This is a genomic window from Nostocoides vanveenii, assembly GCF_039531165.1.
Lineage (GTDB): Bacteria > Actinomycetota > Actinomycetes > Actinomycetales > Dermatophilaceae > Nostocoides_A > Nostocoides_A vanveenii.
This window is the reverse complement of sequence record NZ_BAAAPN010000106.1, coordinates 1-11,517: the sequence shown is the minus strand read 5'-3', so window position 1 is coordinate 11,517 and position 11,517 is coordinate 1. Positions and strand designations below refer to the sequence as shown.

Sequence of the window (11,517 nt, the reverse complement as noted above, 5' to 3'; positions counted from 1 at the left end):
GCTCAGCCCGTCCGCGTCACTCCCTCAAGGCAGGGTGCTGCGCGGGCACAGGCGCAAGTCGGACGTATGGTGCGCCCTGCGCGGGTCGTGGATCCAGGTCACCCGCGTTGGGCCACAACGACATCGCCCGCTCGGCCTGCGCGGTGATCGTCAGCGACGGGTTGACGCCGAGGTTGGCCGAGATGGCCGAACCGTCGGTGATGTGCAGCCCGGGATAGCCCCAGACGCGGTGATAGGGATCGATCACCCCGTCGGCCGGCGTCGCCCCGATGACGGCACCACCGAGGAAGTGAGCGGTCATCGGGAAGCCGAGGTTCTCCGCCCAGGAGCCACCCGGGAAGGACCGCTCTCCGGTCTCCGCGCCGAGAGCGGTCGCCATCGCGCGTGCGGCGGCGTGCCCGGACGGAATCCACGACGGGTTCGGCTCGCCATGCCCCTGTCGTGAGGTCAGCCCCCACCCGCCGGCCGGTCGCCGGCGCCCGGAGACGGTCAGGGAGTTGTCCCGGGTCTGCATCACCAGCGCAATGATCGTGCGCTGCGACCACGCCCGGTTGGATAGCTCATTGAGCATCCGCGGCTCACGTGCCAGCGCGCGCACCAGGGTTCCCGCTCGCGAATGCCCCGAATCCCCCGGCACCAGAATGCTTTTCAGCAGCCCCATGGCATTCGACCCAGGGCCGTAGCGGACATTCTCGACATGGGTCTCGGCATCGGGATGAAAGGACGAGGTGATCGCCACGCCGTGGCTGAGATCCTCACCATCGGGCACTCGAGCAAGCGAGGCACCGAGCAAGGCCTCGGAATTGGTGCGCGTGAGTTCACCCAAGCGCGCCGACAACCGTGGCAGTCGCCCCCGCTCCTTCAGGGCGTGCAACAACTGCTGTGAGCCCCAGGTGCCGGCCGCGATGACCACCTCGCGCGCCACGACGGTATGCCGTGACTTGCGCACCCACGCGCCGCTGCGCACGCTCGCCACGGCATACGCGGTCGGGACATCGTCGGCGGCGGACGTGAGCGGTGCGATGTCCACGACCGTCCGCAGCGGCTCGATCACCACGCCGAGCCGCTCGGCGAGCGCGAGGTAGTTCTTGACGAGCGTGTTCTTCGCGCCCACCCGGCAGCCGACCATGCAATTGCCGCACTCTGTGCAGCCCGTCCGCTCGGGTCCCGCGCCGCCGAAATACGGATCAGGAACCCGCTGCCCCGGCGGGCCGAAGAACACTCCCACGGGCGTCTTGCGATAGGTCTCGCCGACACCCATTGCCTCGGCCGCCGCCTGCATCGCCCGCTCCGCGGGCCCCTCGCACCGGTTGACGACAACGCCGAGCATCCGCGACGCGGTCGAGTAATGCGGCGCCAACTCCTCCTGCCAGTCGGTGATCCCCGCCCACTGCCGGTCGGCGAAGAAGGGCGCCGGCGGGACATAGAGGGTGTTGGCGTAGTTCAGCGACCCGCCCCCGACGCCGGCCCCGGCGAGCACGAGCACATCGGGGAGTTTGTGGATGCGCTGAATGCCGAAACACTTCAGCTTCGGGGCCCACAGATAGCGCCGCGCGTCCCAGCTGGTCTCGGCGAAGTCCGCGTCGGCGAAGCGCGCACCGGCCTCAAGGACGAGCACGGAATAGCCCTTTTCCGCGGCCCGCAACGCGGCGACCGACCCGCCGAAACCGGAGCCGATGACAACGACGTCGTATTCGGTTCTCATTGCAGCCGAAGGGCTTTCATCGCGCGCAGAGCGCCGGTCAGGAGGCGGGCGTAGGTCTCGTCGCGTTGCCCGAAGGCCGGGGCGATCGGCAGCACCCGCTGGGTGGTGACATTCTGCGCCTCGGTGAACCGCAGGATCCCCTCCTCGCCGTGACGGCGACCGACCCCGGAGGCCTTCATCCCGCCCATCGGGGCGGCCACGCTGGCCCAGGCCGCGGCATACGCCTCGTTGATATTGACCGTCCCCGTGCGGATCTGGGCCGCGATCCGCCGGCCGCGCCCAAGGTCGCGCGTCCACACCGACGCATTGAGGCCGTATGCCGTGTCGTTGGCGAGCGCGATGGCCGCGTCGTCGTCGGCGACCCGGTAGATCGCGACCAAGGGGCCGAAGGTTTCCTCGTCACGGCAGGCCATCGCGGTGGTGACGCCGCTGAGGACGGTCGGCTCGTAGACATAGGGGCCGACGTCGGGGCGGGGGCGCCCGCCGGTCAGCACGGTGGCGCCCTTGGCCCGCGCATCGGCGACGTGCCCCTCGACGCGGGCGAGCTGGTCGGCCGAGATCAGCGAGCCCATGTCATACCCGTAGTGCAAACCGGTGCCCAGCCGCATCGCCTGCACGGTCGCGACGAAGCGGGGGACGAATGCGTCGTAGACCGCCTCGTGGACGAGCACCCGTTCGGTGGAGATGCACAGCTGCCCGGCCGAGGCGAAGCAGGCCCGGACCGCCCCGGGGACGGCCCGCCCCAGGTCGGCGTCGTCGGCGAGGTAGACGGAGTTCTTGCCGCCGAGTTCGAGGGAGGCGCCGACCAGCCGCTCCCCTGCGGCCTTGGCCACGGCGCGCCCGACGCCGGTCGAGCCGGTGAAGCAGACATAGTCGCCGTGATCGAGCACGGCGGCGCCGATGGTCGGCCCGTCGCCGAGGACGACCTGGAGCACATCGTCCGGCAACCCGGCGCGACGCAGGAGATCGAAGGCGGCCAGGGCGCTGAGCGACCCCTGCAGATCGGGCCGCAGCACCACGGCATTGCCGGCGAACAGCGCCGGCAGGGCATCGGTGATCGCCAGGCTCAGCGGATAATTCCACGGCGAGACGATCCCGACGACGCCCTTGGGGATGCGCGACTCGATCGTCTGCGTCAACACCGGATAGACGCCGCGGCGCCTGCGAGGGGCAAGCGCGCGAGCGCCGGTCGCGGCGTAGTGGCGCGCCACGATCGCGACGTCGGCAACTTCCTCGAAGGCCTGCAGTCGCGACTTGCCGGCCTCGGTCTGGACCAGATCAAGCAACCTCGGCTGCTCATCCAGCACCAGGTCGTGGAAGCGGCGCAGGATCGCGGCCTTCTCGGCAAGCGGCACGCGCGCCCACGCCGGCTGCGCGGCGCGAGCCACGGCATACGCGCGATCGACGTCGGCGACGCTCGCGAGCGGGAGGTCGGCCACCGGCCGGCCGGTCATCGGCGTGCGCACCTCGTGCCGCTCGGCGCTAGCGGCGGCAACGGCGTGCGCGAGCAGGCGCTGGATCTCAGCCCGCTCGGGCACGCCGGTGGCCGTCGCATCAGCCGGGACGAGATCCGGGGTCTGCAGCGTTGCCGTCATCTCCCCAGGGTATTACTCGCCGGTAGAGCCCGGCGGCGGCCCGGACTGTGGGTCCAAGACCGTGACCGGGACTATCGCGCGGAGGGCAGTCCGTGGCGGTGCGCTATGCGGGCGGCGTCCTGGCGGGTCGGGACACCGAGCTTGCGCAGAATGTTCGACACGTGCACGCTCGCCGTCTTGACGCTGATGCCGTGGCGGGCCGCGATCTCGCCGTTGGTGCAGCCGGCTGCGACGTCGTCGAGGATCTCGCGCTCACGGGCGGTCAGTCCGGGCAGCGGCTCAGCCGCGTCCGTCGCGGCCGAGCTGGCCTCGAGGTCGATCCGATACCACCGGGCCGTGCGCTCGACCTCAGCGATGAGGGGCACCAACCCGACATTCGTGGCACTCGCGTAGGCCGTCCGTAGGGCGCTCACGGCCGCGACCCCGGTCCCCGACCGGAGCGTCGCTTCCGCGATCCGCCAGTGAACGTATGCTTGCGCGACCGGCCCGCGGATCGTGGCTTCGGCCCGCTGCCAGGAGCCGACATGCGTATGGCCGTCCGCCCGCCCCCTCTCAGCCGCCTCCAGCGCGCTCACTTCGCCGCGGCGCCGCTCGGTCAGCGCACGGAGCGCAGCGGCCGGTCCGTCCGGGCGGCCACCGGCCGTGACCACATCCCCCAGCGCACGCCAGGCCAGCGCGATCAGTCGAGCCGGGTAGCCCAGGCCGGCGGCCTCGGCCTGCGTCAGATTGGCCAGAGCCATGTCCAGGGCACGTTCGGGCTCGCCTGCCCAGAGGGCCACCTCGGTTCCAGCCTCGGCCACGGCCAGCCGCCAGGTTGCAGGCGCATCCCGGTCGAGCATCAGCCGAGCAGCTTCGTCGGCCCAGGCGCGCGCCTGCTCAAGGCGCCCGACGCAGGCGGCGGCCTGCGCGGCCCGCATCGCGATAGGCGACTTGACCAACCCATCGGGGGCGATGGCCATGCCGTGAGCTCCGCGTGTGTAGGCATCCTCCAACCGCCCCAAGAGCATCAGCGCCTCGACGGCGTTGGCGATCAGCACGCTCCCGCTGTGTCGCAGGACGCCGCACCGGCCGAGTTCCTCGATGCCCTGCTCGCACACCGCGAACTGTCCCGACGGATCGCCAGACATGCCCAGGACGTTCCCGAGATTGACATAGGCCGCGACGAGATCGTCGACGCTGCCGCCCTCGTGCGCGCTGGCCAGAGCCACCTGTAGGTGGTCGGTCGCGGTCGCCAGATCACCGGCGAGCGCGGCCGCCACCCCGAGGGCGTTATGCGCGATGCCCGCCCAGCGCACCGATCCGGCAGCCTCGGCCAGAGCTACCGCCTCTGCGCCGAACCGGGCGGCGTCATCGGTGCGCGACCAGGCGGCCGCCACCCGCGCAGACCACGCGAGGACGGGGACCGACACCTGTTCATCGCCGTCAGAGAGCAGTGAACGCGCTTGTGCGAGAGCGCTGTCCGCCGCCTCTCCGGCACCGGTGACGAAATCGATCGCGCCCATCCGCCACAGGATGTCCGCCCGCGCACTATCGGATCCGGCGTGCACGAGCGCCCGATTCAGCACGGCCCGCGCCTGGTCATACGCGCCAGCCAAGCCGTAGGCGCGTGCCGCGGCGAGGCGCAGGTCGGGCAAGCTCTCGTGATCCGCAACCGCGCCGGCGTCGAGAAGCGCTTCGGCGCGGCCATACCACCGACCCGCTTCGGCGAAGGCCCACCGATGCTCGGCCACGCGTGCCGCGGCAACCGTGATCGCCACCGTCTCGGCGTGCGCCATTTCCGTATGCCGCGCCAACGCCAGCACGGACGCATCATCGGTGCGGCCCGCGAGGACTCCCATCGCGCGCTCGTGCAAGCGGCGCCGCTCGCTTGGCAAGGCGTCGGCATAGGCCACCTCCGCGCACGCTGCATGCCGGAAAGCCAATCCTGGTCCCGCGGGGCACAGCACGTGCGCGTCGAACGCACCTCGGGCGGCCGCTTCCACCTGTTCCAGGGGTCGATCCGTCATCACGACCAAATCGTCCAGATCGGCCCTGCCGCCGGCAACGGCAAGTGCGTGCACCAGGTCGCGAGCGAGCGGGGGCAGCGCGGCGATCCGCGCCGTGAAGAGCGCCTCGACGGTCGGAGGGATCGCGAACGCGCCGGTCGTGCTGTCGGCCAGTTGCTCGGCGAGCAGGGGGTTGCCGCCGGAGCGCTGCGCCAGGGTCTCGACTTGCGCGGGATCGAGCGCGGGCCCGGCCACACCGGCGAGGCGAATCGCGTCCGCACCCGTCAGTGGGCCCAGCCCGATGACGACTGTCTGACGAAGCCGGCCCAGTTCCCCGATCATCCGGTGGGCAGCGTCGCCCGCTTGCCCGTGATCGGTGCGACTGGTGACGACCAGCGCTACCCGCTCGTCGGTGAGGTTGATGGCCAGGTGCCCCAAGAGGTCAAGGCTGGCTTGGTCGGCCCACTGCAGATCGTCGACGATCAGCGCGACCTGACGGGCGTGCCCGAGGGCCTGCAGCAGGCCGAGGACGGCCTGATAAAGCCGCCATTGGGGCCCGATGGCCGCCGACGCCCCGGCCGTGGGCTCGGCCGTCGTCACTCCCGCCATCAGCCGGCTCAATTCGGGGAATCGCTCGATCTCCTTGCGTCCCGGTGGCTTTGACTCCAGTCGACGCAGCGCTTGGATGAGCGGCGCGTAGGGCAGGGGCTCACCAACAACCGGGGCACAAGCGCCCGCCAGCACCACGGGGCGGACCACACGCAGGGCCTCGGTGACCAGCCGGGTCTTGCCGACGCCCAGATCTCCCAGCACGACGACCACGCGTGGCCGCCCGCCGGCACTGTCATCGAACGCCGCTCGCAGCACCGCGATCTCGGCGTCACGGCCGACAAAGCGCAGCTCGCTCGCCATGACACCTCCGACCTTGCGGATTCCGCTGACGCCGACCCTAGTGGGCACTATCGTCGATCGAGCCGCCCCGGCCGATAGTCAGGAGCCCGCCATGCCCATCCGCCCCCGCCCGCGGCATCTGCTCGCGGCCGTGCTGACCGCAACCGGCATTGCCCTTGCCACGGCCTACCCCGGCCTGGCGGTCTTCGACCCCGGGACGCCGGCTAAGGATGTCCACGTCGGACGTGACGACGACAACGCCGCCAATCCCGTCATCCAGCCCGCCGGCGTGAGCGTGGCGCAGCACATGGACAACGCGGACGTGATGTTCGGCCGGGACAACGACGATCTGCTCATCGCCCGCCGCGGTAGCGACACCCTGCTCGGCGGCACCGGCGCCGACATTCTCGTCGGGGGCCCTGACGGCGGGTCCTCGGGCCGCAATGACGCATTGATCGGCGAGGACGGCGACGACATCGCCATCTGGTCGCCGGGGGATGGCAATGACGCCTTCGCGGGCGAGGACGGCAACGACGTCGTCGTCCTCGGCGTCGCCGCCCGGGCGGGCAGCAGCCTGGCCCTGACCGCCTGGGGCCAGCGCAAGATTCCCGCGGTCCGCGTCGCCGGGGTCACCGGCGCGAGCTGTGTCGTGGTGCCCATTTCGCTCGACGGTGCCCCGGTGGATCAATACCTCGTGCGGTATCTCGTCGCGGGCTCGCCCAAGGCGACCCTCCGCGTCAAAGGAGTCGAATCGGCCTACTGCGCAACGGGTTCCGAAGGCAAGGTGCTGATGGCGACGCTGGCCGGTGACGCGCCCAGCTTCTCCTCAGTGCCCGAATCATCCGTCCGCGGGTTGGTCGGCGCGATCCTGCGCTAAGTCTCGGAGCGGGGGATCTAAGGTAGCCGCCCAATGCGCGCCCGAACCTCCTGAGCGCACTGTGGTCGCAGCCCGCCGGAAGCGCCGGCGGACCCGATCCGAAAGGCACTGCGATGCGCATCTCCACCTCTCTCGCCGCCGCTCTCAGCGGAGCCAGCCTGGCCCTGACCCTCGGCTCCACCGGCGCCGTGTCGGCGCTGACGGCCAAGGCTCCGGTCGGCAAGACCTTCACCATGGTCCGCTCGAATGGCACTCCCGCCGCCTGCCTCCCCAGCGCCAAGGCCACGGTCGTCGTCACCAAGCAGGGCACCACCGAGAAGCTCGTCCTGAAGGCCGCCGGCCTGCGACCCAACGCCGACTACGACCTGTTCGTCACTCAGGTGCCGGACGCGCCCTTCGGTGTTTCGTGGTACCAAAGCGACCTGCACACCGATGCGTGGGGCGCCGGCCAGGTGACCGTCGTGGGCCGCTTCAACAAGGAGACCTTCTCGGTTGCCCCGGGTGCCGCGCCGGCCCCGGTCGTGCACGCCGGCGACGCCGCCGCGAACCCAGCCTTCGCACCGGTCCACCAGTACCACCTCGGCCTGTGGTTCAACTCCCCCGCCGACGCCGCCGCCTCCGGCTGCGCGGGCGCCACCACCCCCTTCAACGGCGACCACAACGCGGGCGTCCAGATCCTCAGCACCCGCAACTTCCCGGCGGCCGCCGGCCCGCTGAAGTCGATCCCGTGACCTGACCCGTCACTCGCGCCGCGCCGCCCTGGCCACGACCGGGGCGGCGCGGCCTCAGGTGCGGTCGTCGGGCGCGACCACGACCTCGATGCGCTGGAACTCCTTGACATCGGTATAGCCGGTGGTCGCCATGGCCCGGCGCAGCGCGCCCATCAGGTTGGTCTTGCCATCGGCACTCTGGCTCGGGCCATAGAGGATGTCCTGCAGCGACCCGAGGGTCCCGACCGCCACCCGCTCGCCGCGAGGCAGTTGACCATGGTGAGCCTCCGGCCCCCAGTGGTGCCCGTTCCCGGGCGCCTCGCTCGCTCGCGCGAGGGCGGCGCCCAACATCACCGCGTCCGCGCCGCAGGCGATCGCCTTGACGATGTCACCGGCGCGGCCCATACCGCCGTCGGCGATCACGTGGACATACCGGCCACCGGACTCATCGAGATAGTCCCGGCGCGCCGCCGCGACATCGGCGATCGCCGTCGCCATCGGGGCGTGGATGCCGAGCGAGGTGCGGGTGGTCTGGGCGGCCCCGCCACCGAAGCCGACGAGCACGCCGGCGGCACCGGTGCGCATCAGGTGAAGTGCCGCCATATAGCTCGCCGCGCCGCCGACGATGACGGGCACCTCGAGTTCATAGATGAACCGCTTGAGGTTCAGCGGCTCGGCCTGGCTCGAGACATGCTCGGCCGAGACCGTCGTGCCCCGGATGACGAAGATGTCGACATTGCTCTCCAGCACTGAGTTCCAGAATTGCTGCGTGCGCTGCGGAGACAAGGCGGCGGCCACCGTGACCCCGGCCTTGCGGATCTCGCGCAGCCGCTCGCTGATCAACTCGGGCTTGATGTCCTCGGCATAGATCTGCTGCATCCGGGCGGTGGCCAGTTCAGGGGCGAGCCCGGCGATCTCGGCGAGCAGCGGCTCGGGATCGGCATACCGCGTCCACAGGCCCTCGAGGTCGAGCACGCCGAGACCACCGAGACCCCCGAGTGCGATGGCCGTCTGCGGCGACATCACCGAATCCATCGGGGCGGCCAGCACCGGAATGTCGAAGTGATAGGCGTCGATCTGCCAGTTGGTCGAGACATCCTCGGGATCGCGTGTGCGCCGCGAGGGCACGACGGCAATCTCGTCGAGGGAGTAGGCCCGCCTGCCGCGCTTGCCGCGGCCGATCTCGATCTCGGTCACCGCGCAAGGCTACAAGCACCCCGTATGCCGGTCCGCCCGCCGCCCGCGGCCACTCCGGTGGCGCCTTTCTACCCTGGTAGACAGAAAAGGCAGACCTCTACCCATGAGCCGAAATATCAAGAACGAAGAGGTGTGCGCGCTGGCCCGCGAGATCGCGCTCCGCACGGGGCAGACACAGACCGGCGCGATCGCCAGCGCCCTCGAAGCGCTATTTAGCGCATATTCTCCGTGCCGCCGAGGAGGATCGCCGAGCGCGCATCGACGCAACTCTTCAACGCATCCACGCCGACCTGACCGAGCAGGATCGCGCCGCGATCCGGCGTCGCGCCGATGACCTTTACGATCCCGAGACGGGGTTGCCGGCGTGATCGTGGACACCTCGGCGCTGATCGCCATCCTGCTCGGCGAGAGCGAGGGCGCCAAGTTCAGCCGCCTGATCGAAGCCGACCCGGCACCGAAAGTGTCCGCGGGCACCTATCTCGAGACCGGCATCGTTTTCGATGCCAGATCCGGCGGCCTGCCTGGCGATCTCGACACAGTGCTCATCGACCACGGGGTGCCTGTTGTCGCGATGACCGCCGCGCACGCGGCGCTGGCGTGCGCGGCATACGGCCGGTTCGGCAAGGGGACGGGGCACCCGGCCCGGCTCAACTTCGGCGATTGCCTGTCCTATGCCCTGGCGATCGACGCGAGCGAGCCCTGCTGTTCACGGGCGAGGACTTCCGGCATACCGATGTCCGCGACGCCCGGGTCGAGGCGCGCCCGGGCTGAGCCTCGCGCGCGCACGCGCGGGTCGTCTCGCCCTTGGTGTGGGTCAGCGGCCGCGATAGTTGGGGGCCTCGGCGACCATCTGCACGTCGTGCGGGTGGCTCTCCTTGAGCCCCGCTGCCGTGATCCGCACGAAGCGACCCTTGGCGTGCAACTCCGGAATGGTCCGGGACCCGACATAGAACATCGACTGGTGCAGGCCGCCGATCAACTGGTGCGCGACCTGCGAGACCGGACCACGATAGGCGACCTGACCCTCGATCCCCTCGGGCACGATCTTGTCGTCGCTGGTGACATCGGCCTGGAAGTAGCGGTCCTTGGAGTAGGACTTCTTGCCGCGCGAGCTCATCGCCCCGACCGAGCCCATCCCGCGATAGGCCTTGAACTGTTTGCCGTTGATGAAGACGGTGTCCCCCGGCGTCTCCTCGCAGCCGGCGAAGAGCGAGCCGATCATCACCGTGTCCGCACCGGCAACGAGCGCCTTGGCGATGTCCCCCGAATACTGCAGGCCGCCGTCGCCGATCACCGGCACGCCCGCCGGCCGGCAGGCCTTCGCCGCCTCGTGGATCGCGGTGATCTGGGGTACGCCGACGCCGGCGACGACGCGGGTGGTGCAGATCGAGCCGGGGCCGACACCGACCTTGACCGCATCCGCGCCGGCGTCGATGAGCGCCTGGGCGCCGGCCCGGGTCGCGATATTGCCGCCGATCACCTGTGCGCTGCGAGTCGCCGGGTCGCGCTTGAGCCGCTCGATCATCTCCAGCATCAAGCGGGCGTGGCCGTTGGCGGTGTCGACGACCAAGACGTCGACACCCGCTTCGACTAGGGTGGCGGCGCGCTCCCAGGCATCCCCGAAGAAGCCGACGGCGGCGCCGACGAGCAGGCGGCCGTGGTCGTCCTTGCTGGCATACGGGAACTGCTCGGACTTCACGAAGTCCTTGACGGTGATCAGACCGGCCAGGCGGCCCTGGTCGTCGACCAGGGGCAGCCGTTCGCGCTTGTTCTGGCGCAGCAGCGCCGTGGCCGCCTGGCGGTCGATGCCGACCGGCGCGGTGAACAGCGGCATCGGCGTCATCACCTCGGAGACCTTGGTGCTGGCCCACTCGGCGACCGGGGTGAAGCGCAGGTCGCGGTTGGTGATGATGCCGAGCAGCTCGTTGTCGACGCCGACCACCGGCAGGCCGGAGACGCGGTACTGGCCGCACAGGTCGTCCAGGTCCTCCAAGGTGGCGTCCGGGCCGATGGTGATCGGGTCGGTGATCATGCCGGTCTGGGTGCGCTTGACCAGGTCGACCTGATGGGCCTGGTCGGCGATCGAGAGATTGCGGTGGAGCACGCCGATTCCGCCTTGCCGAGCCATCGCTATCGCCATCCGCGCCTCGGTCACGGTGTCCATCGCCGCCGAGATGAGCGGGACGCGCAGGTCGAGTTCTCGGGTCAGCCGAGAGGTGGTGTCGACCTCGCTGGGGATCACATCGGACTCGCCAGGCAAAAGAAGGACATCGTCATAGGTCAGCCCAAGGAGCCCGAACGGGCCCTCGGTGTCGTCGGTTGCCGCGATCGAGGAAGAGCCGCTCGTCATGACGTCATGGTAGTTGGGCCTTCTGGGCGTCCCGCACAGCGTCACATTCGCCCCACCGGCCCCACCACTGCCCTCGCTTCTTGACCATTTCTTGAATATCTCCTTAGAGATCGCGCGGATAGGTCAGGGTCGTCGGGTGGGTCGGGTGTCCCAGCGGTGGGTCGTCCAGGCTCGGCGGAGCAGGCTTCGGGTGATGATGACCGCGTT

General features: G+C 70.2%; 8 protein-coding genes and 1 pseudogene. 4 read left to right on the top strand and 5 right to left on the bottom strand.

The window, feature by feature from the left end; all coding sequences use genetic code 11:
• Positions 1-16: 16 nt before the first annotated feature.
• From ABD209_RS18705 to ABD209_RS18695, 3 genes are all read right to left on the bottom strand, one after another.
• Positions 17-1,705 (bottom strand): FAD-dependent oxidoreductase, encoded by a 1,689-nt coding sequence (locus ABD209_RS18705; RefSeq protein WP_344069294.1) that lies wholly within the window; start codon positions 1,703-1,705, stop codon positions 17-19.
• A complete protein-coding gene (locus ABD209_RS18700; protein WP_344069291.1) occupies positions 1,702-3,300 on the bottom strand; it encodes a succinic semialdehyde dehydrogenase in 1,599 nt (532 codons plus the stop codon). Before ABD209_RS18700 ends, ABD209_RS18705 begins: the two co-directional genes overlap by 4 nt.
• Before the next feature lie 71 nt (positions 3,301-3,371).
• On the bottom strand, positions 3,372-6,197 hold the full coding sequence (locus tag ABD209_RS18695; protein WP_344069287.1) for an ATP-binding protein: 2,826 nt from the start codon (positions 6,195-6,197) through the stop codon (positions 3,372-3,374).
• 91 nt (positions 6,198-6,288) lie between these two features.
• Here ABD209_RS18695 and ABD209_RS18690 point away from each other — a divergent pair, with 91 nt between their 5' ends.
• Positions 6,289-7,053: a hypothetical protein gene (locus ABD209_RS18690; RefSeq protein WP_344069285.1), complete on the top strand. Its 765-nt coding sequence runs from the start codon at positions 6,289-6,291 to the stop codon at positions 7,051-7,053.
• A gap of 113 nt (positions 7,054-7,166) precedes the next feature.
• Positions 7,167-7,784, top strand: coding sequence for a hypothetical protein (locus ABD209_RS18685; RefSeq protein WP_344069282.1), 618 nt, complete (start codon positions 7,167-7,169; stop codon positions 7,782-7,784).
• A gap of 54 nt (positions 7,785-7,838) precedes the next feature.
• Here the strand turns inward: ABD209_RS18685 and ABD209_RS18680 are convergent, their stop codons facing one another.
• Complete coding sequence (locus ABD209_RS18680) at positions 7,839-8,960, bottom strand: GuaB3 family IMP dehydrogenase-related protein (RefSeq protein ID WP_344069279.1); 1,122 nt, start codon at positions 8,958-8,960, stop codon at positions 7,839-7,841.
• Between the two features lie 103 nt (positions 8,961-9,063).
• On the opposite strand from ABD209_RS18680, the gene ABD209_RS19950 reads away from it, so the two are divergent.
• Together ABD209_RS19950 and ABD209_RS19945 are read left to right on the top strand one after the other, a co-directional pair.
• Entirely contained in the window at positions 9,064-9,294 is a 231-nt protein-coding gene (locus tag ABD209_RS19950; RefSeq protein ID WP_425564735.1) for a type II toxin-antitoxin system VapB family antitoxin, read from the top strand.
• Between the two features lie 30 nt (positions 9,295-9,324).
• Positions 9,325-9,588, top strand: a pseudogene (locus tag ABD209_RS19945) (type II toxin-antitoxin system VapC family toxin); the annotation flags it as partial.
• A gap of 186 nt (positions 9,589-9,774) precedes the next feature.
• Here the strand turns inward: ABD209_RS19945 and guaB are convergent.
• Complete coding sequence (gene guaB, locus ABD209_RS18675) at positions 9,775-11,310, bottom strand: IMP dehydrogenase (RefSeq protein ID WP_344069276.1); 1,536 nt, start codon at positions 11,308-11,310, stop codon at positions 9,775-9,777.
• Positions 11,311-11,517 lie beyond the last annotated feature (207 nt).